Source organism: Pseudomonas sp. WS 5410, from assembly GCF_012985645.1.
GTDB lineage: Bacteria > Pseudomonadota > Gammaproteobacteria > Pseudomonadales > Pseudomonadaceae > Aquipseudomonas > Aquipseudomonas shahriarae.
Genome location: NZ_JAAQWS010000019.1, coordinates 1 through 23,935, shown reverse-complemented (window position 1 = coordinate 23,935; position 23,935 = coordinate 1). Strand labels below are relative to the sequence as shown.

Here is a 23,935-nt window from a genome sequence, read left to right as displayed (position 1 = left end):
CATGGGTTGCGTAGCACGCCTGCAGGTAGCGCTCTGCCTGTGCCTGGTCTTCGGGCAGGCACAGGCCGGGGTGATCATCAGTGGCACCCGGCAGATTTACCCTGAGCCGCGCAGGGAAATCACCGTGCAGGTGAGCAACGATGACGCACATGCCGCGCGCCTGGTGCAGGTGTGGCTGGATGGCGGTGATGCACGGCTGACTGCCGAGCACAGTGAGGTGCCGTTCACCCTCAGCCCGCCGGTGTTTCGCCTGGATCCGGGCAAGAGCCAGGCCATACGCCTGGCGTATACCCAGGAACCGCTGCCCAGGGACAGGGAATCGCTGTTCTGGCTCAACGTGCTGGAGGTGCCGCCCGCGACCCGCCAGCCGGAAGCATTCGCGGCTGCAGAGCGCCAGAACCAGTTGCGTTTCGCCTTTCGCATTCGCACCAAGGTGTTTTTCCGGCCCCAGGGCTTGTCGGGTAGCCCCCAGGATGCGCCGGGGCAACTGATCTGGACGCTGCACACCGGCAAACCGGCGGTCCTGCGTGTCTTCAACCCGTCGCCTTTCCATGTGACGTTCCATGACGTCGCGTTGGTCGTGGGCGGGCAGGTGGTCCCCAGCGATCAGCAGGGCATCTATCTGGGCAATAAACCCCTTGCGCCCGCCTGGGCATAGGGATTTGATAAGGAATACGGACAAAGCTGTTTACGCTGTGTAGAATCGGTTTACGCATACAAGAATAAGCGCCTGTTTCCATGCAGGCCTCGTCCGTCAGAGACGCCCGTAAGAGAATGACTCAACCATGAAGCTACTCGGGTTCCAACTCATCTACGGTGACTTCCTCGCCCGCAGCGTGCGGGGCATTTCCTGTGCGCCACCTGCTCACCTCATCCTTGCTGGCAATTAATTTACTTAATTCTAAAAAAGATGATGAGGCGCCAAATCATGGCAGATCTATACGAAAACCCAATGGGCCTGATGGGCTTTGAATTTATCGAATTCGCATCGCCGACCCCGGGCACCCTGGAGCCGATCTTCGAGATCATGGGCTTCACCAAGGTGGCAACCCACCGCTCGAAAAACGTGCACCTGTACCGTCAGGGCGCGATCAACCTGATCCTCAACAACGAACCCCACAGCATCGCTTCGTACTTTGCCGCCGAGCACGGTCCGTCGGTGTGTGGCATGGCGTTCCGCGTCAAGGATTCGCAACAGGCCTATACCCGTGCCCTGGAGCTGGGTGCCCAGCCGATCCATATCGAAACCGGCCCGATGGAGCTGAACCTGCCGGCCATCAAGGGCATCGGCGGCTCGCCGCTGTACCTGATCGACCGTTTCGGTGAAGGCAACTCGATCTACGATATCGACTTCGTGTTTATCGAAGGCGTGGACCGCAACCCAGTGGGCGCCGGCCTGAAGGTCATCGACCACCTGACCCACAACGTCTATCGCGGGCGCATGGTCTACTGGGCCAACTTCTACGAGAAGCTGTTCAACTTCCGCGAAGCGCGCTACTTCGACATCAAGGGCGAATACACCGGCCTGACCTCCAAGGCCATGAGCGCCCCGGATGGCATGATCCGCATCCCGTTGAACGAAGAGTCGTCCAAAGGCGCCGGCCAGATCGAAGAGTTCCTGATGCAGTTCAACGGCGAGGGCATCCAGCACGTGGCGTTCCTCACCGACGACCTGATCAAGACCTGGGACGCGTTGAAGAAGATCGGCATGCGCTTCATGACCGCGCCGCCGGACACCTACTACGAGATGCTCGAAGGCCGCCTGCCAAACCACGGCGAACCGGTGGAGCAGTTGCAGTCGCGGGGTATCTTGCTGGACGGTTCGTCCGTGGCCGGCGACAAGCGCCTGCTGTTGCAGATCTTCTCGGAAACCCTGATGGGCCCGGTGTTCTTCGAATTCATCCAGCGCAAGGGTGATGACGGTTTCGGCGAAGGTAACTTCAAGGCCCTGTTCGAGTCGATCGAGCGTGACCAGGTTCGTCGTGGTGTGTTGACCACCGACTGATCCTAGCCCCCTGTAGGAGCCGGCTTGCCAGCTCCTACACCTTTCCCGTTCAAGCCCGGCGCTGACGCACCAGATGCTTGAACCCTTCGAACACCAGCACCATCACCGCCAGCCAGATCGGGATATAGGTCAGCCATTCACCCGGCCCGATGCTTTCCCCCAGCAGCAGCGCCACCCCCAGCAACAGCACCGGTTCCACATAGCTGAGCAGGCCGAACAGGCTGAACGCCAACAGGCGGCTGGCGATGATGTAGCACACCAGCGCCGAAGCACTGATCAGCCCGAGCATCGGGATCAATCCATACAGCCCTTTGTGTTCATCCAGCACGGCGAAGCCCTGTTCGCCACTTTGGACAAACCACAAGGCCACCGGCAGCATCAGCGCCATATCCAGCCACAGGCCGCCCAACTGATCGGTGCCCAGGCGTTTGCGCAGCACGAAGTAGATCGGGTAACCGATGATCACCAGCAGCGTCGCCCAGGAAAAACCACCCACCTGGTACAACTCGTTAAGCACGCCAATCGCCGCAAACACCACTGCGATCAGCTGCAGTCGCGAGAGTTTTTCGCCATACACCAGGCGCCCGGTCAGGACCATGGTCAGCGGTAGCAGGAAGTAGCCCAGGGACACATCCAGGCTGCGGCCATTGAGCGGCGCCCACATAAACAGCCACAGTTGCACCCCCAGCAGCACCGACGACAGCACAATCCCACCGATCAGCCGTGGCTTGCCCGCAAGCAATCGCAGCAATTGCCACACCTGACGCCACTCGCCGCTGACCACCATAAATACCGTCATGCACGGCACGGTCAGCAGCATGCGCCAGCCGAAAATTTCCAGGCCACTCAAGGGCGCAAGCAGTGATGTGAAGTAATACATCACGGCAAACAACACCGAGGCCGCTACCGATAAAACAACGCCTTTAGACACGCAGTCCTCGCCAAACCGATTCAAACAAAAGAGGGGGGGAATTTCAGGTGGGAATATATTGCTTTTGAGGTGAGACGTTTGCTCTGTTTTACGGCATCTTATGGGAAATTTTCTCACCTCCAAGGTTCGCCAGCATGCCCGTCAGCCCCCAGCCGCCCCTGGATGATTTCGACCGCGCGATTCTCAAGCACCTGCAACGCGACAACACCACCGCGCTGCGGGTGATTGGCGAACAGGTCAACCTGTCGACCGCCGCCGTGCAGCGGCGCATCAAGCGCATGGAGCAGAGCGGGGCGATCAGCGCGAATACGGCGGTGGTCAATCAGGATGCAGTGGGCAAGCCGATCACGATCCTGGTGGAGGTGCACGCCGAACGCACCCACATCGAGGACCTCGATGTGCTCAAGGTGCAGATGTCGATCCCCGAGGTGCAGCAGTGCTATTACGTCACCGGCGATGCGGACTTTATGCTGGTGATTGTGGTGGAGACCATGAAGGCCTACGAAACCCTGGCCCGCACGCTGTTCTACGAGAACCGCAATATCAAATGGTTTCGCAGCATTGTGGTGATGGACCGGGTCAAGGTCAGCCTGGATGTGCCGCTGGGCTGATGTGGGAGCAGGCAAGCCAGCTCCCACAGGGGCTCAGGGGCGGTGGATGCGCCCGGAAACAAAGTGCCCCACATCATTGAACCCCGGTGTCGACGCATGCCCCGGCGTCACCAGTGAGTCAATAAACGCCTCATCCTCGGCACTGATCTTCACATCGAGCGCCCCGGTGTAGGCATCCCACTGCGCCTCGGTGCGCGGTCCGACAATCGCCGAGCTGACGGCCTGGTTGTTCAGCACCCAGGCAATCGCAAATTCAACGATGCCCACACCGCGTCCTGCGGTGTATTGCTGGATCTGCTGGGCAATGCGCAGCGATTCCACGCGCCATTCGGTTTCCAGGATGCGTTTGTCCTGGCGCGCAGCGCGGCTGCCGGCTTCGGGGCTGATATCCGGCGCGTACTTGCCACTGAGCACCCCGCGGGCCAGCGGGCTGTAGGGCACCACGCCCAGGCCATAGGCGGCTGCGGCGGTGATCTGCTCCACCTCGGCCTGGCGGTTGACGATGTTGTACAGCGGCTGGCTGATGATCGGCCGGTCGACCCCCAGGCGTTCGGCCACGCGCACCACTTCGGCGATGCGCCAGCCGCGGTAGTTGGACAGCCCCCAGTAACGGACCTTGCCCTGGCGGATCAGGTCGCCGATCGCCGAAATCGTGACGTCCAGTGGGGTGTCGTGGTCTTCGCGGTGCAGGTAGTAGATGTCCAGGTAGTCGGTGTCGAGCCGGGTGAGGCTGGCTTCCAGCGCGTTGAAAATGCGCTTGCGGTTCAGGCCGCTGCGGTTGGGCAGGCCATCCGGCGGGCCGAAGCCGACTTTGGAGGCGACGACCCAATCGGCGCGATGGCGGCTGATGGCTTCACCGACGATTTCTTCCGAACGCCCGCCGGTGTAGACGTCGGCGCTGTCGATAAAGTTGATGCCCTGATTCCAGGCCTTGTCGATGATACGCAGCGAATCTTCGGTGTTGGTCTGTTCGCCAAACATCATGGTGCCCAGGGTCAAGGCGCTGACCTTGAGCCCGGACTGGCCCAGTGTGCGGTAAATCATGGTGAACTCCTCAAAAGCGCAGACGGTTGCTATGCAATACCAGAGAGCAAGGCTCTAGAACAAGCCCGACGTCGGTGGCTCGGTGCCTTTGAGCTGATAAGCGCCGACTACCGCGGCCTTCCAATGCCGGGGATTATGGTTGGCCACGGTGCGCGCATTGCGCCAGTGCCGGTCGAGGTTATGGCTGCGCCCGGTGGTGGAGGCGCCGCCGACGTCGAACAGCAGCTCGCCAGCCTTGAGTGCCGACTCGGCGGCGATGTATTGGGCCTGGGCCACATCGATGGCAGCGCGGGTCACGGCCTCATGGCTCAACTCCTCGGCCCACGCCGCGTCGAGGGTGTCGGCGGCGCGCAACACCGCCGCTTCGGCGGCAAACGCACGGGCCGAGATCTCACCCACGGAAAACTCCACATAGGGGTCGTCCACCGAGCGGCTGGCGCTGCTGTGCTTGATCGGCCGCGCATGGTCCCTTGCAAAGGCCACCGCATCGTTCAAGGCATTGCGCGCGATGCCGGCCTGCACCGCGCCGAGGAACAGTTGCAGGAACGGCGTGATGATCGAACGCTGGCCTTCCTCCACCACCCGCGTGCGGATTTCCTCGCGGCGCACCAGCACGTTGTTCAGGCGCGTGGTGCCGCTGGCGGTCAGGCGCTGGCCCATGGCGTCGAAATCATCCATCAGCTCCAGGCCTTCGCGGTCACGGGGCACCACGAACGACACCGGCTCGTCGTTCTCGTCCAGCGCCACCGCGCTGACCCAATCGGCATACAGCGCGCCCGTGCTGTAGTACTTACTTCCATTGGCGCGAAAGTGCTCGCCCTGCGGCACAATCCGCGCGCTGACCTGGCCGTTGGCGCCACCGATTTCCCAGCCGGCATTGCCGAACACCTCGCCCTGCAAGTAGTGGGCAAACCACAGCTGGCGCTCGGTTTCGGACTGCTGCACCAGCAGGCTTTCGATAAAGGCAAAGCTGGGGCGCAGGGACTGGGCGATATTGGAGTCCACCGCCGCCAGGTCGATGACGAACTGCACCACCTCGCGCACGCTGGACTCGCTGCCGCCGTAGCGCTGGGGAATGCGCAGGGTCAACAAGCGCGCTGCGGCCAACTGGCGGATCTGCTCATGGGGCAGTTGCCGGGTGCGCTCGCGTTCGGCGGCGCCCTCGGCGATCTGCGGCAATAACACAGCGGCACGCTGCAACAGCTCTGGCACGGACAAAAAGCTCATGACAATCCTTATATGGCAATGGCGTAGGTAATGAAGTGGTGCTCGGGCACCGGGGCGGGCTGGTCGATCTGCGGGATGGCATCGAGCAGGGCACGGGTGTAGGCATGCTGCGGGTGGTCAAACACATCGCGCACAGGGCCGCTTTCAACCACCTCGCCGTCCTTCATCACCAGCACCCGTTCGCTGACCTGGTTGATCACCCCCAGGTCGTGGGAGATGAACAGGCAGGCCAGTTTCAGGCGGGACTTGAGGTCAGCCAGCAACGCGAGGATCTGCGCCTGCACCGACACATCCAGGGCCGACACCGGCTCGTCGCACACCAGCACCTGGGGGTTGGGCGCCAGGGCGCGGGCAATGGCGATACGTTGGCGCTGGCCGCCGGAAAGCTCCAGGGGGCGGCGCTCGAGCACGCTGGCGTCCAGGCGCACCAGTTCCAGCAGCTCCAGGGTGCGTGCCGGCCATTCGCGGCGTGGCAGGCCGGCCACCTGCAGCGCCTCGTTAAGCACGCGGGCCACGGTGTAGCGCGGGTCGAACGAGCTTTGCGGGTCCTGGAACACCGCCTGGATGCGTTGGCGCAGTTGGCGCCGTTGTTGATCGTTCAGTGCGCTCCAGGGCCGGCCGTTGAGCCACACATCGCCGGCGTCCGGGCGCTCCAGGCCCAACAGCATGCGGGTGAGGGTGGTCTTGCCGCTGCCGGACTCGCCGACAATTCCCAGGGTTTCCCCGGCGCGCAGGCTGAAGCTGGCGTTGTGCACTGCAACATGGGGCTGGCCGTCGGGGCCGATAAAGGTTTTTTGCAGGTTGCGCGCCTCGATCAACGGCAGGTCGAAGCGCTCGACGCTGGCCACTTTCGGCGCCGCCACGGCCGGGCGCTGGAAATGCACCGCTCGCCCGGCCCGCAGTAGCGACTGGGTGTAGGGATGCTGCGGGTCATGCAGGATCGCCTCCACCGGACCCTGCTCGACAATCACCCCGTGATGCATCACCGCCACCCGGTCCGCCAGGCGCGACACCACCGCCAGGTCATGGCTGACCACCAGCATCGCCATGGCCTGGGAGCGCAGGGACTCCAGCAGCGCCAGGACCTGGGCCTGCACCGTGGCGTCCAGCGCCGTGGTCGGTTCATCGGCAATCAACAGGCGCGGGCCGGCGGCAATCGCCGAAGCGATCAGCGCCCGTTGGCGCAGCCCGCCCGACAGTTGATGGGGGTACTGCAAGGCGCGCAACTCGGGCTGCGGCACGCCGACCGCGCGCAGCAGTTCGATGACCCGTGCCTGGCGCTCATCGCGACCCAGTGGCGTGTGCAGGCGCAGCGGTTCGGCAATTTCCTTGCCTACCGGGTGCAGCGGGTCGAGGGAGCCGAGGGCGTCCTGCATCACAAAGCCGATCTGCGCACCGCGCAGGGTTTGCCAGGCGCGGTCGTCCAACTGGCGCAGGTCGGTGCCGGCAAACGCCAGGCGCGCGGCCTGTACCCGCGAGCCGGCGCCGCTCAGGCCGCTGAGGGTGCGCGAGGTGACAGTCTTGCCCGAGCCAGACTCGCCCACCAGCGCCAGGCATTCACCGGCGGCCAGGCTGAACGATATGCCCTTGATAATCGGCGTGTGACCAAACTGTACCCGCAGGTCTTGTACATCCACTAACGTACTCATCGGGATTTACCCTCGCTGCGCGCCAGCCAGTCCCGGCCAAGGGCGGTGATCGATACCACCGTCAGGATGATCGCCACACTCGGCCAGGCCACCAACCACCAGGCATTGGCCAGGTAGTTGCGGCCCATGGCGAGCATCGAACCCCACTCCGGCGCGGGCGGCGAGGCGCCAAAGCCGAGGAAGCTCAGCGCCGCGCCGGTGATGATGTTGTGGCCGATGCCAATGGTGGCGAGGATCAGGATCGGCTTGATCGCATTGGGCAGCACATGCCGCAACACCACGGCTGCGCGATGCCGGCCGAGGGTGGTGGCGGCTTCGACGTAGGGTGCATCGCGCACCACCAGGGTCTGCGCGCGCACCATCCGCGCAAAGCGCGGGATGCTCGCCACGCCCACTGCAATCAGGCTGATCCACAGGCCCTGGCCCCAGAATGTGATGATCACCAGGGCCAACAGCAGGTCGGGAAAGGCCAGCAAAACGTCGATCAGGCGCATGATCGCGCCATCCACCAGGCGCGGGCCGAGGCCGGCCGCCAAGCCGAGGATGATCCCGGCGCCCAGGCCGATGGCCGTGGACACCAGGCCCATCAACAGTGAAGGGCGCACCCCGTGGATCAAGCGGGCGAGCACATCGCGCCCGTTTTCATCGGTGCCCAGCCAGTGGCTGGCGCTGGGTGGCAGGTAGGCGTTGCGGGCGGCGGCGGCCAGTGGGTCGACGCCGGTCAGCCAGTGCGGCACGAGCGCCGCGATAAACAAGCCGATCACAAACAGCCAGGCCAGTGACAGGCCGGGGCGAAAGGTGCTCGGCAGCGCCAAGGGCAAGCGCCAGGGCAGGGTATAGGTGCTCATGCCAGGCTCCTCGCATACTGACTCTGTGGGTATGGCAACCCCAAGTGCTCACGCAGCGTGCTGCCACTGTACTCATGGCGAAATACCCCGCGCTTGCGCAGCAGCGGCACCACTTCATCGACAAACACCTCGACCCCCGAGGGAAACATGTCCGGCATGATGTTGAAACCATCGGCGGCGCCCGCGAGGAACCAGTGTTCGAGGGTGTCGGCCACCTGTTCCGGGGTGCCCACCAGCAGGCGATGGCCGACCAGGATGCGCCGCGACAGTTCGCGCACTGTCAGGCCTTCGCGGCGGGCCAGATTGAGTTGGGCTTCGAGAAACCCCTGGGAGCCTTTCTCATAGGTGCCCACTTCACCGATCCGCGCCCACGGCAGTGTCGCATCCAACTGCAGTTCCTCGGCGGGGATGCCGATTCGCGCGGCCACTTGCTGAATCAGGCCATGTTCGCCGTGGTAGGCATTGAGTTGATCAAAGCGCGCATGGGCTTCGGCCTCGCTGCTGCCGATCACCGTGGACAAGCCCGGCATGATTTTCAGGTGCTCGGGGTTGCGCCCCCATTGGCGCGCGCGCTGCTTCATGTCGCGGTAGAAGTGCTGGCCATCTTCCAGGCTGGTCTGGGTGGTGAAAATCGCATCGGCATACCGCGAACCCAGGGCCTTGCCACCCTCCGATGAGCCCGCCTGCACCAGCACCGGCCGGCCCTGGGGCGAGCGGGGCAGGTTCAGCGGGCCCTTGATGGAAAAATGCCGGCCGACAAAGTCCTGGCTGTGGATTTTGTCGGGATGTGCGTAGCGGCCGTTGCCGGCATCGCCGATGATCGCGTCGTCTTCCCAGCTGTCCCAGAGCTTGCACGCGATGTCGATGAATTCTTCGGCGCGGGCGTAGCGCTCCCCGTGCTGCAACTGGTTGGCCAGGCCGAAATTCTGCGCGGCGGCGTCAGTGGCGTTGGTCACCACGTTCCAGGCTGCGCGGCCGCCGCTGATATGGTCCAGGGAGGCGAAGCGTCGCGCCAGGTTGTAGGGGTCGTTGTAGGTGCTGGAGGCGGTGGCGATCACCCCGATGTGCTGCGTGGCCAGGGCCACGGCGGTCAGCAGGATGGTCGGTTCCAGGCGGCCTACCGGTTGCGTGGCCACATCGCCCGCCAGGGCCGGGCCGTCGGCGAGGAAGATCGCATCCAGGCAGCCACGTTCCGAGATGCGCGCGATAGTGCGGTAGTACTCCACATCCAGGTAGGCATCGGCCGGCACTTCGCCGACGCGCCAGGCCGCCGCGTGGGCGCCGAAACCGAGGATGTTCATGCCAATGCTCATGTGCTTTTTCATGCAGGTTCCTGGGGTTAGACGGCGCTGGCTTCATCGCGGGCGCTGGCATGCTCGGGGTGGTCGGCCACGGCCTGTTCCTGGGCGGCGCGCCAGGCGGCAGCGGGGCTGACATCGTTGAGGTAGAAGTCGCCCAGGGCCCGCTCGCGGTAGATCGCCGGGTTGTGCGAGGCCAGGGTGCGGGCATTGCGCCAATGCCGGTCAAGGCGGCGCACCTGGCTGGTGGCCGAGGCGCCGCCGACTTCGAACAGCAGGCTGGTGGCCTCCAGCACCAGCGGCAGGATCACTTGCTGTGCCTGGTAGGTGCGCACATCCGCATCGACGTATTGCGCCTCGCTGATGGAGCCGTCGAGCACCGCCTCATGGGTGCTTTGCAGCACCTGCGCGCAGGCCTGTACCAGGCTGTCGGCGGCATAGGACAGGCTCGACAGCTTGCCGATCACCCGCTGCACCAGCGGGTCCAGGCGCGGGCTGGATTGCCCGGGAATGCCGAATGCGCGGGTGCGGCCCTGGACAAAATCGACGGCGTCGCGCAACGCGGCGCGGGCGATCCCGGCCAGGGTCGCGAGGTGGAACAGCTGGTAAAACGCCGAGATATACGACTCGGCGCGCAGCTCGCCGGGCTTGAAGCGCCGCAGTACCTGATGCTCGGGCACCGCCACCTGCTCGAAGCGCGTGCTGCCACTGCCGCTCAGGCGCTGGCCAAAACCGTCCCAGTCATCCACGCGGGTCACGCCGGGCGCATCGGTGGGCACCACCACGCTGATAAAGTCGGGCCCGTCGGCGGCGGCCACGGCGATCCAGTCGGCATACAAGGTGCCGGTGCAGTAGTACTTCTGGCCGTCCAGTTGCCAGCCTTCGGCGGTGGGTTTGAGCGTCACCGAGTTGGTGGTGGTGTCACTGCGCTCGGCCATGGCTGCGCCCCACAATTGCCCGGCGACCACCTTGGGGAACCAGTACGCCTGGGACTCGGGGTCCTGGCTCACCAGCCGGCCCTCGACGAAGCCAAAATGCGCGCGCACGATTTGTGGCAGGTTTGAGTCGGCGCTGCCCAACTCGATCAGCAGGGCGAACAACTCCGGCAGGCTGGCGCCCAGGCCGCCCTGGCTAAGGGGTACGCGCAGGGCGCCGAAACCTGCGGTTTTCAGCCAATCGACGGCGTCGAAGGCCAGGGTGCGTTCTTGCTCGCGTTGCACCGCGCCCTGGGCAATACGCTGGAAAACCGGGGCGAAGCGTTCGTGCAGTGGGGTGTCGCTCATGTTCGGATCCTTACTTGAATACAGTATTTGAAGCTGTCGGTGATCCACTGTGGGAGCGGGCTCCCACTTAAAGCAGCCTGTGTGAATCAGCCGTCATCGCGGTTTAACCCGTGGATCAATCAACCCGTTGAGTACATCCACCAACAGGTTCACCACCACATAAACCAGTGCCGCCAACAAGGTGATCCCCAGCACCACCGGCGCATCCTTGGCCACGGCTGCATCAAGCATCATTCGCCCGATACCCTGGCGGGCGAACAGCATTTCCGTGACCACCGCACCCCCCAGCAGGCTGGCGAAGATGAACCCGGACAAGGTCACCAGCGGCACCAGCGCATGGCGCAATGCGTGGCGCAGGCGCACGGCGGTCTGCGACAGGCCGCGGGCACGGGCCATGGCGATAAAGGGTTGTTCGAGGATGTCTTCCAGTTCCTGGCGCAGCACCTGGCTGAGCATCCCGGCAATCGGCAGGGCCAGGGCCAGGGTCGGCAGGATCAGGGTTTGCCAGCCGTTGGAGCCGGCTGGCGGCAACACCGGCCACTGGAACGAAAACACCAGCAACAGCAAAATCCCCAGCACGAATGACGGCGATGACGACAGCACCAGCTCGCTGGCCGAAGCCACGCGGCGCACCCAGGGATTGCGCTTGGCGGTAAGCACGGCGCTGGCCAGCGCCAGGCCGATAGCCAACAGTGCGGCACTCAGGGCCAGTTGCAGCGTCGCGCCAATCTGCTTGCCGATGGCCTCGGTGACGGGAATGCGCAAGCGGTACGACTCGCCGAAATCACCGTGGGCGATCCGCCCCACATAGCGCCCGTATTGCACCCACAACGGTTGGTCAAAGCCATATTCCTCGCGGACCTGGGCCAGTTGCTGCGGGGTGGGGATGGCGTCCGGCCCGCCGAGAATCGCCAGCACCGGGTCGCCGGCACTGAAATGGATGGCGACGAAGGTCAGGGTGGCCGCGCCCCACAGCACACCCACGCCAGCCAGTAGTCGAGCGGCAAGCCGTTTCATGGTGCCTCCTGGTCCAGCCAGACGCTGGTAAAGAATGGGGTGTTGTGCACGGTGTCGAAAATCAAGCCCTTGACCGCCGTACGATAGGCAATCAGCACCTGGCTCTCGAAGTCCGGCACCGCCGGCACCACTTCGGTCAGGCGTTGTTGCGCGGCGCTGTACAGGGCTTGCAGTTGCACCGGGTCATGGGAGCGGCGGGCGGCGCTGAGCAACTGGTCCAGGCGCGGGTCGCTGAGGTTGCTGAGGTTGTTGCCGCTTTTGCTTGGCGAGGCGCGCGAGTCGCTGTGGTACAGGATGTACAGGCCGTCAGGGGTGTTGGTGTGCCAATAGCCGCCGCCGATGGCGTCGTAGTTGCCCGCCGTGCGGCGGTCGGTGAGCTGGGCCAGGGGCATCATTTCGATGATGAACTGCATGCCGACTTTCTTCACGTCCGCCTGCACCGCCACTGCGACGCTGCTGGGGAATGGCGGGCTTTCAAAACCCAGCAAGTGCGCCGACAGGCGTCGGCCGTCCTTGACCCGATAGCCCTGGGCGTCGCGTTGGGTCCAGCCGGCTTCGTCCAGTTGGCGATTGGCGGCGTCGACGTCGTATTTCAATACGTCGCGGTAAGCCGGGTCGTAGAACGGCGTGTTCACCGCCAGGTAATCGCTCTTGGGCAAGAACTCACCGAACCCGGCAATCCAGGCCAGGCCGTCACGGTCGATGGCCTGGGCGATGGCTTTGCGCACCCGTACATCGTCGAATGGAAAGCGCAGGGTATTGAACGTGAGGCTGCGGTAAGGGCTGGCCATGCGGATCCGGTTGCGCACCACCAGGTTCTGCGAAGCACGCATCGCCGCGGTATTTTGCGCCGGTGCATCCAGGGTGAAGTCCGAGCGTTTGGATTGCAGGGTGCTGTAGCGGGTCATGGCCTCGGGGACGATGCTCAGCTCGATACGGTCCAGGTAGGCTGGGCCGATGTGCCGGGTGACCGGCGGTGCCCAGTGGTAATCGGCGCGCTTGATAAAGGTCGCGCCTTGTTCGCGGGTATAGCTTTGCAGCACGAACGGCCCGGATCCGATGGGGTGCTCGGCGATGCTCTTGGGCGCTTCGCGGATCTGTTTGGGCGAGACCATGCTCAGCCAGGACTGCGCCAGCACATACAAAAACGGCGAGTAGGGCTCGCGCAGGTGCGCCTCAAAGGTGTAGTCGTCGATGATCCGGCCATCGACGTAGGGCGCGATGTACGCCGCCGCCAGCGGTGATTTGGTGGCTGGGTCGCGCATATGCTCCAGGTTGATCCTCAGCGCCTCGGCATTGAATTTTTCGCCGTCGCTGAAGGTCACGTCGTCGCGCAAATGGAAGGTGTAGGTCTTGCCATCCTCTGAGACGTCCCAGGACTTGGCCAGCCAGGGCGAGAGTTTGCCGTTCTCGTCCTGATACAGCAGGCAGTCGTAGACGATGCGCGCCAGCCATTGCACGTTGCCGTGGTAGCTGGAATGCACATCGAAGGTGCCGGTATCCAACGCCGCCGACACGCGCAGGGTGCCGCCCGGCGTGCCCTGACGGGTTTCGTGGTAGTCGCTGGGGTCGTAGCTGAGCAGGCCCTGGGCATCCAGGTGGCCGTCCACCCGCTGCACCGAGCTGGGCGGTGGGGCGTCCGGCGAGCAGGCGCCCACCAGCAGCAACCCCAGGAGCAGGCCGTACCGGCTCCAGTGATTGATCGGCATAGTCAAGGCTCCCACCTTAGAAGTTGAACGCCACACCGGTGAATGCGCCAAAGCCGTCCCCCGGATACAGCGCGGCAACGTCCTTGCCCTGGGCGTCGTAGATCGGCTGGATGGCGGTGACGTAGTTCTGGTCGGTGAGGTTTTTCACGTCCAGGTACACCTGCCATTTCTTGCTCGGGGCTTCATACCCCAGCGTGGCGCCGAAAATCGTGTAGGAGGGCGCATACAGGGTGTTGGCGTAGTCCACGGCGGTACTCGATACCGAGCGCACATTGACCCCGGCGTAGAACCCTTCCGGATGGCGGTATTGCAGCTCGGCCTGGTACACGTGCTTGGGCAGCCCCGGCAGCTCGTTGGAGCCAAAGCGCGCGTCGTTGCGGTAGTAGAAGTCGTTGAGGGTGTAGGCTTGGCGCAGGCTGACGGTTTCGCCGCGCGCGCTTTGCCACAGCTCGGTATCCAGGCCGGCTTCGATGCCCTGGTGGATGGTCGGGCTGGCGTTGGACGTGGAGTTGACCGCCGCCGTGGTACGGGTGGCCGGAATCACTTCGACGGTGAGCAGTTCATCCTTGATCCATGAGCGGTACACCGCCAGGCTGCCGTCGAAAATCCCGGCTTTGCCGCGCACGCCGAACTCAACGGTATTGGCCTTCTGCTCGGTGAGGGTCTTGGCGTAGTTGCTGGCCACCCCGGAGCCCGATGACGACCAACTGCTGGGTGGGTCGATAGAGCGGCTGACGTTGCCGAACACCTGGAAGTCCGGCGTGATCTCGTAGCGCAGGCCCAGGCGCGGCGCAACGTTCCAGCTGTCGTAGTCGTAGTGGTCCGGGTAGGGTGAGGTATTGGCGCGGTCCGAGTAGCGCACCTCGATATCGCGCTTGATCTGGCTCAACGACAGGCCGGTGGACAGCCACAGGCGGTCGGTCAGTTGCAGGTCATTGCCAGCGGCAAACACGCGGTCGAACGAGCCGGTGTAGCGTGCCTGTTTCTGCAAGGCGCCGTAGGTACTGGAGGCAGGGTTGCCGTTGTAGGTCTTGACCCCGGCCTGCAGGTGCTGGGTGCTGGTCAGGCTCAAGGAGGTGTTGCTGGTGTGTCCCTGGATCTGGTCGCTGCGGCTATAGGTCAGCGACAGGTTCAGGTCGCGCCAGTCCCAGTAGTTGGGGTTGACCGTGCTCTTGCGGTACAGCACCTGGGGATAGTTGTGATAGACCAGGCCAAAATCCAGGGTGGCGTCATCGTCGAAGGTGTAGGTGGTCTTGCTGCCGACCCAGGTCGAGCCACGCTTGGTCGAATCATCGCGGCTGGCCAGGGCCACCGGGTTGGTTTGCGACGAGTCGTGCTTGAGCTGGGCCTTGGTCAGGGTGCCGGAGCTTTCGTGATATTCCTCGCGGTAGCGTACGAACAGGCGGGTCTCCAACTTGGGGTTGAAGCGATAGCCGAAGTTGGTGACCACGCCCTTGGCCTTGGTGAAGGTCCAGTCCTGGTAACCGTCGCGTTCGGAGTTGCTCAGGCTGACGTAGTAGTCGCCGTTGTCCACCACGCCGCCGGTGCTCAGTTGTTGCTTGCGCCAGCCAAAACTGCCGGCCTCGAAGCGCGCGTGATTGCCCGGCGCAGTCAGGCCGGAGTTGGTCACCATATTGATCGCGCCACCCAACGACAGCGCGCCGTACTGGAAGGCATTGGCCCCGCGCAGCACTTCGGTGTAGTCCAGGCCCTGGGTTTCCAGCAGCTCATAAGGCGTGCCGCCGGAGCCGGTCAGGGCCAGGCCGTCGAACAGGAACTTGGTGCCTTCGCGAAAATACCCCGGCGAGGTATTGGCCCCGGAGCCGCGGATGGAAATCTTGATTGCATCGTTGCCGCCCGCCGACTGCGCATACACGCCGGGCTGATAGGCGAGGGTGTCTTCCAGCGTTGCCGAGCGACCGCGCTCGACGTCAGCGGCCTTGACCAGACTGACGCCGCCGGCCACCTCGTCGAGCTTGAGCTGGGCTTCTTCGCTGGCGGTGACCTTGCTGGCCTGCACCGTTACGGTCTGCAGGCGCGAATCCTCGGCGTGGGCCCATTGGGCAGCGAGGAACAAGGTTAGGGCGCTGACGGTTTTAAACGAACTGGAGGCGAGTGGCGGCAGAGGCCTTGAGATCAACTTCAATTGTGCATTCCCTGTGATTGGCTACGAGTGGAGGCGAGTTTCTATTCGTATAGTCAATCTCTGGCAGGGATAGAGCAGAAAGCATGCCAAGACCAGAAGGGTGTTTTTGTGGGGTTTTTGGTTTTAAACAGCGGGCCGCTTATGCCAAAAAACCACACCTTTGTTGAATTGCTGTTGGATTTTGTACAGTGCCGAGGGCCCCGCGCTAGAGCGTTTTTGCGTTGTGTTGCGCTTATTCGGCGAGCAGTTCGCCAGCGCGCGCCTGCAAGAAGCGATGCAGCACTTTGACCCGCTCCGACACTTGCAGGCGATGGGGGCACATCAGGTTGAAGGGCGTGGGCTCGCCTTGCCATTCGCCGAACAACGGCACCAGGCGCCCGGCCTTGATATCGCCGGCTACATCCAGGTTGGCCTTGTAGGCAATACCGTGGCCGGCCAGGGCCCAGCGCCGCACGATTTCCCCGTCATCACTGAGGTAGTCGCCGCCCACTTCGACCTCTTCCAGCAACGTGCCCTGGCGAAAATACCAGGTGCTGTTGGCGCGGCCCTGGCGCATGTAGCGCAGGGTGCTGTGCTGCGTCAGCTCGGCCGGCACCTGGGGTGTGCCGTGGCGTGCCAGGTACGCGGGGCTGGCGCAGGCGATACGGCGGTGATCGGCGACCACCGGCAGCGCCACCAGGCTGGAATCCCTTGGCACGCCAAAGCGCAGGGCGATGTCCACGGTTTCGCGGAACAGGTCGGCGTTGCTGTCGTTAAGCAGCAGTTGCAGGCGGATATTCGGGTGTTCGCGCTTGAACTGGTCCAGCCAACCGAGCAGTACATTGCGTCCGAAATCCGAGGGCGCGGACAGTTGCAGCAAGCCGCTGAGGCTCTGGCCGTGTTGCTTGATTGCCTGTTCGCCCTCAGCCAGTGCTTCCAGGGCCACCCGCACGCTGTCCAGGTAGCGCCGGCCTTCTTCGGTGAGGCGCATGCTACGTGTGGAGCGGGCCAGCAAGCGCATGCCCAGGCGGGTTTCCAAGCGTTTGAGGGCAATGCTGGCGGCGGCCGGGGTCAGGCTAAGGCTGCGGGCGGCCGCCGAGAGGCTGCCACTGTCGGCGGTGCGCACAAACACTTCCAGGTCAAGGATTGAGCTCATTTGTAAAAATCCTTTAAAGATCCTGTCGTTTTACCGGGATTTTTCCACGATTGCCAAGCTGGGAAGATGAACGCTCATTTTTTCAGGACGAGGCAGTTCCCATGACATCTCCCCTCAAGGGCCAAACCGTGGTGGTGATTGGCGGTAGCAGCGGCATTGGTGCGGAAGTCGCCCGACAGGCGGCATCCCGTGGCGCGCACGTGGTACTGGCCGGGCGACGCCTGTCGTCGACGGTCGACAATAGCGTGCGCAGCGAGCCGGTGGACGTCACCGACAGCGCCGCCCTGCAGCGCCTGTTCGAAGCGGTGGGGCGTTTTGATCACCTGGTGTTCACCTCGGGCCCGGCGGTACAGGCCAAGCACCTGCAGGACACCGACCTGCAACTGGCCCAGGACAACTTCAATGTGAAGCTCTGGGGCGCCTTGCGCGCAATCCAGCAGGCGCTGCCTTTTCTCGACGAGCGCGGCAGCATCGTCCTCACCTCGGGGCAGCTCGGGCGCAAGCTGGTGCCAGGGCAATTTATCAAGGTCGGCATCAATGCCGCGACCGAAGCGTTGGGCAAGCAGTTGGCCAAGGAACTGGCGCCACGGCGGGTCAATGTGGTCAGCCCAGGGGTGATCGACACGCCGGCATACGCGGGGATGCCTGAGGAACAGCGTCAGGGCATGTTCGCCAAGGCGGGTGGGGCGTTGCCGGTAGGGCGTGTGGGGCAGGCGGAGGAGGTGGCGGCGGGTTATTTGATGGCCATGGAAAATGGCTTTATGACCGGCAGCGTGATCGACATCGACGGCGGCGGTTTGCTGTAAACACCGAACCCAATGTGGGAGCGGGCTTGCCCGCGATGGCGGCGTGTCAGTCAATATATAGGACTGATCCACCGCTATCGCGGGCAAGCCCGCTCCCACATTTTTTACCGTGTCAGGCCTTCAGGGTACGGGTCATGCGCAACGCCAGCACACTACCCGCGACGATCACCGCCGCCAGCAGGTACAGCGCCAGGTCGGTGGACCCGGTGGCGTCTTTCACAAACCCCACCACATACGGGCTCAAGAAGCCCGCCATCTGGCCCATGGAGTTGATCAAGGCCAGGCCGCCCGCGGCCGCGCCGGCGCTGAGCATGGCAGTGGGCACCGGCCAAAACATCGGCAGGCCGGTGAGGGCGCCCATGGTGGCGATGGTCAGGCCAAGGATCGCAATGGCTGGGGTGGTGGCGAAGTTCACCGCGATGATCAGGCCCACAGCGCCCATCAGCATCGGCACCACCAGGTGCCAGCGGCGCTCTTTGCGCAGGTCGGCGGAGCGGCCCACCAGCAACATGAACACCGCCGCCAGCAGATAAGGGATCGCACTCAGCCAGCCGATCACCAGGTTATCGCTAAAGCCCATGTTCTTGATGATCGACGGCAGCCAGAAGTTGATGGCGTACACGCCGCTCTGGATGCAGAAGTAGATCAGGCCGAACGCCCAGATCGCCGGGTTCTTGAACACTTCCAGCAGCGAATCAGTGGTGGTCTTGGGCTTGTTGGCCAGGTCGGTGGCCTGGTCGGCCTCGAGCACTGCGCGCTCATGGGCGGTCAGCCATTTGGCGTTGGCGAAGCTGTCGCTGAGCAGGAAGTAGGCGAGGGCGCCGAGAATGACCGTCGGCACACCTTGTAGCAGGAACATCCACTGCCAGCCCGCGAGGCCACCCTGGCCCGCCGCGAAGTGGTTGAGGATCCAGCCGGAGAACGGGCTGCCGAGCAGGCCGGACACCGGGATTGCCGACATGAACAGCGCCATGATCCGCCCACGGCGGAAGGTCGGGAACCACTGCGAGAGGTACAGCACCACGCCCGGGAAAAAGCCCGCTTCAGCGGCACCGGTAAACAGGCGCAAGGTGTAGAAGTGCGTCGGCGTGGTCACAAACAGCAGGCAGGTGGACAGGGTGCCCCAGGTGATCATCATCAGCGCAATCCAGCGCCGTGGACCGAACTTGGTCAACGCCAGGTTGCTCGGTACGCCGCACAGCACGTAGCCGATAAAGAAGATCCCGGCCCCGAGGCCGTACACGGTCTCGCTGAACTTCAAGGCGTCGAGCATCTGCAACTTGGCGAAGCCGACGTTGACGCGGTCCAGGTAGTTGAACAGGTAGCAGATGAAAATGAAGGGGATCAAGCGCAGGGTGATGCGCTTGTAGACGGCGTTTTTGTCGTCATCGTTGGCCAGGGTAGCGGCGGCGCTCTGTGACATGGCGTTCTCTCTTTATTATGATTTTTCGCGATGCGCGGGTAACGTTGATCGCCCCAAGAGTCTCGGTCACGGGACGGTGCCGTGTCTTTGTGCCCCCGCACAGCGATCCATCCATTGCGCTGTGCCTTTGAACAATCGCGTAATGCAGCGCTTTCAAGGAATTTAGCCCCATGTTCGAACTCGATCATGACTTGGCGCAGGAAATCGTCAATCGCACGATGGCCATTTTGCCCTATAACGTCAACGTCATGGACAGCCAGGGCCTGATCCTCGGCAGCGGCGAACCGGAGCGCATCAACACCCGCCATGAAGGCGCGCAGTTGGTCCTGGCCAACGGTCGCGTGGTGGAAATCGACAGCCAGACCGCCAAGCACCTCAAGGGTGTCGCGCCGGGGATCAACCTGCCGCTGCTGCATGATCAGCGCCTGATCGGCGTGCTGGGCATCAGTGGTGAACCGCAGTTGCTGCGCACCTATGCCGAACTGGTGCGCATGACCGCCGAGATGCTGGTCAGCCAGCGCCATCAACAGGCGGAGCAGCAATGGCGACGCCAACGTTGTGATGATCTGCTGGCGTTGCTGCTGGCCGACAGCGGCGAATCGCCGCGCCTGGTGGATGAGGCCCAGCAACTGGGGCTCAAGCCGCAGTTGCCGCGCACCCCCTATCTGTTTGAACTGGGCCCGGGGCAGACCGCCGAAGCCCTGGCAGCCTGGCTGGCCTCCCGATACCCGGACAGTTGGTGTGTCAGCTCTGCAGAGTTTTCGTTGCTGTGGTGCCGCCCGGCGGCGGTGCCGATGGACAACCCGCGCCTGCTGGAAAAACTCGAGGCCTCGGGCTGGAACATCCTGCGGGTCGCCGTGGGTGGCCAGGCCGATGGGTTGGCCGGCTTGCGCCGCTGTTATCGGCGGGTTGCGGACTTGCTCGCCTATGGCCGCGACGTACTGCCCCAGTCACGCCTGCTGACCCTCAACCGCTATCGATTGCCGGTGATGCTCTGGCGCCATCGCAACGACGACGCCCTCGATGAACTGCTCAACCCGTTACGCAAGGTCCTGGCCAAGGACGCCAACGGCCAACTGCAGGCGACGCTGCGCAGTTGGTGCGAACACGACGGGCAAAGCCAAGCGTGCGCCGACGCCCTGGGCATCCACCGCAACAGCCTGCGCTACCGCATGGAGCGCATTGCCGAATTGAGCGGTGTCGATCCCCTGACCTTGGATGGCATGCTCGCGCTGTACCTGGGGGTGCAACTGCTGCCGCAAACCCTGTAGGAGGCGCTTTTGTAGAAATGAACAACAAACCCCAGCCACGCTTGTGCATTGGACAGGCGTCATTGCCGGTGCCAACTGGCAGCATGGGCGTCATAAAAACTGGAGAAAGCCCATGAAAGTCATCATCGCCCCCGACTCATTCAAGGACAGCCTGAGTGCCGAAGGCGTGGCCAAGGCCATTGCCCAAGGGTTGGCTCAAGTCTGGCCGGATGCCGAACTGATCCAGTGCCCGATGGCGGACGGTGGTGAAGGCACGGTGGAGTCGGTGCTCGCGGCCTGCCACGGGCAATTGCGCAGTTGCACCGTGCAAGGCCCGTTGGGCGGCACCGTTGAGGCGCACTGGGGCTGGTTGGCTGAAAGTGCCACGGCAATCATCGAAATGGCCGAAGCCAGCGGCCTGCAACGGGTCCCGCCGGGGCAGCGTGATGCCTGCTCCAGCAGCACCTTCGGTACGGGTGAGCTGGTCCGCGCCGCCCTGGACGCCGGGGCCCAGCGGATCATCCTGGCGATTGGCGGCAGCGCCACCAATGACGGCGGCGCCGGAGCCATGCAGGCCCTGGGCGTGCAACTGCTCGATGCCCAAGGCACACCCCTTGCGCGCGGCGGTCTGGCCCTGGCGCAGCTGGCGCGGATCAAGCTTGAACAGTTGGACCCGCGCCTGGCCCAAGTGCGTTTCGACATCGCCGCCGACGTCAACAACCCCCTGTGCGGCCCCCACGGCGCCTCAGCGATTTTCGGCCCGCAAAAAGGCGCCAACCCACACCAAGTCGAGCAATTGGACCAGGCCCTCGGACACTTTGCCGACCACTGCGCCGAGGTGCTGCCCCGAGACGTGCGCGACGAGCCGGGCAGCGGCGCGGCCGGTGGTCTGGGCTTTGCCGCCAAGGCCTTCCTCGGCGCGCAGTTTCGCCCGGGTGTGGAGGTGGTCGCCGAACTGGTGGGCCTGGAACACGCCGTGCGCGGCGCCGACCTGGTGATCACCGGCGAAGGCCGCTTCGACGCCCAGACCCTGCGCGGCAAAACCCCCTTTGGCGTGGCGCGGGTGGCCAAGCTGCACGGTGTTCCGGTGATCGTGATCGCTGGCACGCTGGGCGAGGGCTACGAGCAGATGTACGCCCATGGCGTCGACGCCGCGTTTGCTTTGCCTGGCGGGCCGATGAGCCTGGAGCAGGCCTGCAGCGAAGCACCACGGTTGCTGCGTGAGCGGGCGGCGGATATTGCGCGGGTGTGGCGCTTGGGCGCGCAACGCAGCCGCGGATGACAGCGCTTGCTGTCGCTGCCTACACTGCTCGGCCACTTGTCTTTCAAAGGATGAAACACAATGCCTACACCTGATTCCACGATCGTGATCCAGCGCTTTGCCGAAAGCCATCTCGAAGGCATGCGTGCGCTCTACAACGACCCGGCCGTGTGCCGTCAGGTGCTGCAGATGCCGTTCCAGTCACTGGAGGTGTGGCGCAAGCGCCTGGCCGATACCAATGAGCGACTGCTCAGGCTGGTGGCGGTGCAGGCGGGCGAGGTCATTGGTAACTGCACCCTGGAGCAATATGCGCGCAGTCGGCAAAGCCATGTCGGCAGTATCGGCATGGGGGTGGCCGTGGCCTGGCAGGGCAAGGGCGTGGGCACCCAACTGCTGGGCGCGGCGCTGGAGGTGGCCGACAACTGGATGAACCTGCACCGGGTGGAACTGACGGTGTATGTCGACAACGAGCCGGCCCAGGCGTTGTACCGCAAGTTCGGTTTCGAGACTGAAGGCCGGCTGCGCGATTACGCCGTGCGCGACGGCGTATTTGTCGACGCCCTGAGCATGGCCCGCCTGCGTCAGACCGCCTGATCCCCCAGGGCAAACGCCACCGCAGCCTGTGCATGCAGCTCGGTGGTGTCGAGCAACGGCAGGTGGCTGTGCTCGGGTTTGATCAGCAGGCCAATTTCGGTACACCCCAGGATAATCGCCTGGGCACCACGGGCTGCAAGGTTGGCAATGGCCTGCTGGTAAACCTGGCGTGAGGCTTCGCTGATCACCCCGACGCACAACTCTTCATAAATGATCCGGTGCACGGCGTGGCGTTCTGCTGCGTCGGGCACCAGCACGTTCAAGCCCTGGGTTGCCAGGCGTGCCTTGAGAAAATCCTGTTCCATGGTAAACGCGGTACCCAGCAGGCCGACGGTCAGGGTATCGGCCTTGACCGCCGCTGCGCCGGCCGCATCGGCAATATGCAGAAACGGCAGCGATACGGCGGCTTCGATCTGTGGCGCCAGCAGATGCATGGTGTTGGTACACAGCACGATGCAGTCGGCGCCACCGGCTTGCAGGCGGCGCGCGGCGTCTTGCAGGATCAGCGCCGCGTCATCCCAGCGCCCGGCGTGCTGGGCCTGTTCCACCGGGCCGAAGTCGACGCTGTACAGCAGGATTTGTGCCGAGCGCAGCGGCCCCAACCGGTCGCGTACCTGCTGGTTGATGATCCGGTAATACTCGGCGCTGGACTCCCAGCTCATGCCGCCGATTAGGCCGATGGTGCGCATGCAAAGCTCCTCAAGCGGATAGGCGAAAGCCACACCTTACCCAACCAGTGAGCGTTAGTCATACGCGGCGCTGCTGCATCTGCCATGATCGTTGTTTGCAGTCCCCGAGGAACACCGCAATGGACGATGTACAGCAATTGGGCGAGATGCTTCGTCACTACGCCGACAGCGAAGCGCACAAGCGCCAGCAGTTCGAGGTGCAGTCAGCCCGCTGGACCCAGAAAATCACTGAGCTGTACGGCGAGATCGAGCAGTGGTTGGCGCCGGTCAAGCGTGATGGTTTGCTGGAGGTGCAGCGTGAGGCTTATGTGGCGTCTGGCCCAAGCGTGCCGGTGGAGACGTCGACTTTCAAGACCGAGAAACTGACCATTCATATCGCAGGCAAGCCGGTGGAGTTTGTGCCGGATGTGATGGGGGCGGGTGGGTTGATTTCGTTGTCGGTCATGGGGCTGACTGCTGCTCGCTACGGCAGTATTTCGCTGGTGTTGTTGCCGGGGAATGATGATTGGCTGTGGAAGAAAACCAATGGTTTGAAAGACCCGGACACGTTCACCTTTGATGCCAATTTTCTGGCCTTGCAGTTGCAGAGCCTGATTCCGCGCGAACGGGGCTGATCCCCGGGCAAATGTGGGAGCGGGCTTGCCCGCGGTAGCGGGGTGTCAGGCAAGTATTCCTAACCTGATATACCGCCATCGCGGCATGAGTATTTAAACCACTCTTTTCTGGGTTTGTGTACATATCCGTTGCTGCGGTCACGGCGGCTATTGGTTCCGCTCTTACAGCGGGTCACTTTTGGAAAAGAGCCCCAAAAGTAACCAAAAGGGCTCTTGCCCCACCACTCGGCACCTCGCCCAGGCTCGGTGTGCCCGTCATCCGACATTGATTTGGGGGGCCGCCGCGATGGGCCATCCATGGCCCAGCGCGGCTAACCCGGCGTCCTGCCGGGTTACCCCCCAAATCAATATCGGATGACGGCCAGCGTGGTTTAACGGGGCGCCTCAGATCAAAA

At 63.7% G+C, this 23,935-nt stretch carries 21 protein-coding genes; 8 read left to right on the top strand and 13 right to left on the bottom strand.

Annotated elements, in window-relative coordinates:
• The first annotated feature begins 1 nt into the window (after window position 1).
• Both HBO24_RS23435 and hppD read left to right on the top strand, forming a co-directional pair.
• Complete coding sequence (locus HBO24_RS23435; RefSeq protein ID WP_170060419.1) at window positions 2–658, top strand: fimbria/pilus periplasmic chaperone; 657 nt, start codon at window positions 2–4, stop codon at window positions 656–658.
• A 270-nt stretch (window positions 659–928) separates the two neighbouring features.
• A complete protein-coding gene (gene hppD, locus HBO24_RS23430) occupies window positions 929–2,005 on the top strand; it encodes a 4-hydroxyphenylpyruvate dioxygenase (RefSeq protein WP_057440066.1) in 1,077 nt (358 codons plus the stop codon).
• A 49-nt stretch (window positions 2,006–2,054) separates the two neighbouring features.
• On the opposite strand, the gene rarD is transcribed toward hppD, so the two are convergent.
• The gene (rarD, locus tag HBO24_RS23425) at window positions 2,055–2,936 is read right to left on the bottom strand and encodes an EamA family transporter RarD (protein ID WP_170060418.1); all 882 of its coding nucleotides are present in this window, start codon (window positions 2,934–2,936) and stop codon (window positions 2,055–2,057) included.
• Window positions 2,937–3,070: 134 nt separating this feature from the next.
• On the opposite strand from rarD, the gene HBO24_RS23420 reads away from it, so the two are divergent.
• A complete protein-coding gene (locus HBO24_RS23420) occupies window positions 3,071–3,547 on the top strand; it encodes an Lrp/AsnC family transcriptional regulator (RefSeq protein ID WP_120732899.1) in 477 nt (158 codons plus the stop codon).
• Window positions 3,548–3,580: 33 nt separating this feature from the next.
• Here HBO24_RS23420 and HBO24_RS23415 read toward each other — a convergent pair whose 3' ends face one another.
• From HBO24_RS23415 to HBO24_RS23370, 10 genes are all read right to left on the bottom strand, one after another.
• On the bottom strand, window positions 3,581–4,591 hold the full coding sequence (locus HBO24_RS23415; protein ID WP_170060417.1) for an aldo/keto reductase: 1,011 nt from the start codon (window positions 4,589–4,591) through the stop codon (window positions 3,581–3,583).
• A gap of 54 nt (window positions 4,592–4,645) precedes the next feature.
• Window positions 4,646–5,818: an acyl-CoA dehydrogenase family protein gene (locus tag HBO24_RS23410; protein ID WP_170060416.1), complete on the bottom strand. Its 1,173-nt coding sequence runs from the start codon at window positions 5,816–5,818 to the stop codon at window positions 4,646–4,648.
• A gap of 8 nt (window positions 5,819–5,826) precedes the next feature.
• Complete coding sequence (locus HBO24_RS23405; RefSeq protein WP_170060415.1) at window positions 5,827–7,467, bottom strand: ABC transporter ATP-binding protein; 1,641 nt, start codon at window positions 7,465–7,467, stop codon at window positions 5,827–5,829.
• Entirely contained in the window at window positions 7,464–8,315 is an 852-nt protein-coding gene (locus HBO24_RS23400) for an ABC transporter permease (protein ID WP_170060414.1), read from the bottom strand. Before HBO24_RS23400 ends, HBO24_RS23405 begins: the two co-directional genes overlap by 4 nt.
• Window positions 8,312–9,640, bottom strand: coding sequence for an LLM class flavin-dependent oxidoreductase (locus HBO24_RS23395; protein ID WP_170060413.1), 1,329 nt, complete (start codon window positions 9,638–9,640; stop codon window positions 8,312–8,314). Before HBO24_RS23395 ends, HBO24_RS23400 begins: the two co-directional genes overlap by 4 nt.
• A gap of 14 nt (window positions 9,641–9,654) precedes the next feature.
• Entirely contained in the window at window positions 9,655–10,896 is a 1,242-nt protein-coding gene (locus tag HBO24_RS23390; protein ID WP_170060412.1) for an acyl-CoA dehydrogenase family protein, read from the bottom strand.
• 93 nt (window positions 10,897–10,989) lie between these two features.
• Entirely contained in the window at window positions 10,990–11,913 is a 924-nt protein-coding gene (locus HBO24_RS23385) for an ABC transporter permease (RefSeq protein ID WP_170060411.1), read from the bottom strand.
• Window positions 11,910–13,622, bottom strand: coding sequence for an ABC transporter substrate-binding protein (locus HBO24_RS23380; protein ID WP_170060453.1), 1,713 nt, complete (start codon window positions 13,620–13,622; stop codon window positions 11,910–11,912). The genes HBO24_RS23385 and HBO24_RS23380 overlap by 4 nt, the downstream gene beginning before the upstream one ends.
• 16 nt (window positions 13,623–13,638) lie before the next feature.
• On the bottom strand, window positions 13,639–15,768 hold the full coding sequence (locus HBO24_RS23375; RefSeq protein WP_233092186.1) for a TonB-dependent receptor: 2,130 nt from the start codon (window positions 15,766–15,768) through the stop codon (window positions 13,639–13,641).
• Window positions 15,769–16,000: 232 nt separating this feature from the next.
• Window positions 16,001–16,903, bottom strand: a complete 903-nt coding sequence (locus HBO24_RS23370; protein ID WP_120732901.1) for a LysR family transcriptional regulator — start codon at window positions 16,901–16,903, stop codon at window positions 16,001–16,003.
• 101 nt (window positions 16,904–17,004) lie between these two features.
• Here HBO24_RS23370 and HBO24_RS23365 point away from each other — a divergent pair, with 101 nt between their 5' ends.
• Window positions 17,005–17,709: an SDR family oxidoreductase gene (locus HBO24_RS23365; RefSeq protein ID WP_170060410.1), complete on the top strand. Its 705-nt coding sequence runs from the start codon at window positions 17,005–17,007 to the stop codon at window positions 17,707–17,709.
• 112 nt (window positions 17,710–17,821) lie between these two features.
• Here the strand turns inward: HBO24_RS23365 and HBO24_RS23360 are convergent, their stop codons facing one another.
• Window positions 17,822–19,132 carry an MFS transporter gene (locus tag HBO24_RS23360; protein WP_032860575.1) on the bottom strand — a complete coding sequence of 437 codons (1,311 nt, stop codon included), beginning with the start codon at window positions 19,130–19,132 and terminating at the stop codon, window positions 17,822–17,824.
• A 170-nt stretch (window positions 19,133–19,302) separates the two neighbouring features.
• Between HBO24_RS23360 and HBO24_RS23355 the strand changes: the two genes are divergently transcribed.
• The 3 genes from HBO24_RS23355 (at window position 19,303) to HBO24_RS23345 (ending at window position 22,237) form a co-directional block, all read left to right on the top strand.
• Window positions 19,303–20,403, top strand: coding sequence for a sugar diacid recognition domain-containing protein (locus HBO24_RS23355; RefSeq protein ID WP_170060409.1), 1,101 nt, complete (start codon window positions 19,303–19,305; stop codon window positions 20,401–20,403).
• Window positions 20,404–20,515: 112 nt separating this feature from the next.
• Window positions 20,516–21,664, top strand: coding sequence for a glycerate kinase (locus HBO24_RS23350; RefSeq protein ID WP_170060408.1), 1,149 nt, complete (start codon window positions 20,516–20,518; stop codon window positions 21,662–21,664).
• A 60-nt stretch (window positions 21,665–21,724) separates the two neighbouring features.
• The gene (locus HBO24_RS23345; protein WP_115128132.1) at window positions 21,725–22,237 is read left to right on the top strand and encodes a GNAT family N-acetyltransferase; all 513 of its coding nucleotides are present in this window, start codon (window positions 21,725–21,727) and stop codon (window positions 22,235–22,237) included.
• Here the strand turns inward: HBO24_RS23345 and HBO24_RS23340 are convergent.
• Complete coding sequence (locus tag HBO24_RS23340; protein WP_057440073.1) at window positions 22,225–22,926, bottom strand: aspartate/glutamate racemase family protein; 702 nt, start codon at window positions 22,924–22,926, stop codon at window positions 22,225–22,227. The two genes, HBO24_RS23345 and HBO24_RS23340, sit on opposite strands and share 13 nt — an antisense overlap.
• Before the next feature lie 119 nt (window positions 22,927–23,045).
• Here HBO24_RS23340 and HBO24_RS23335 point away from each other — a divergent pair, with 119 nt between their 5' ends.
• Complete coding sequence (locus HBO24_RS23335; RefSeq protein ID WP_057440074.1) at window positions 23,046–23,540, top strand: hypothetical protein; 495 nt, start codon at window positions 23,046–23,048, stop codon at window positions 23,538–23,540.
• Window positions 23,541–23,935 lie beyond the last annotated feature (395 nt).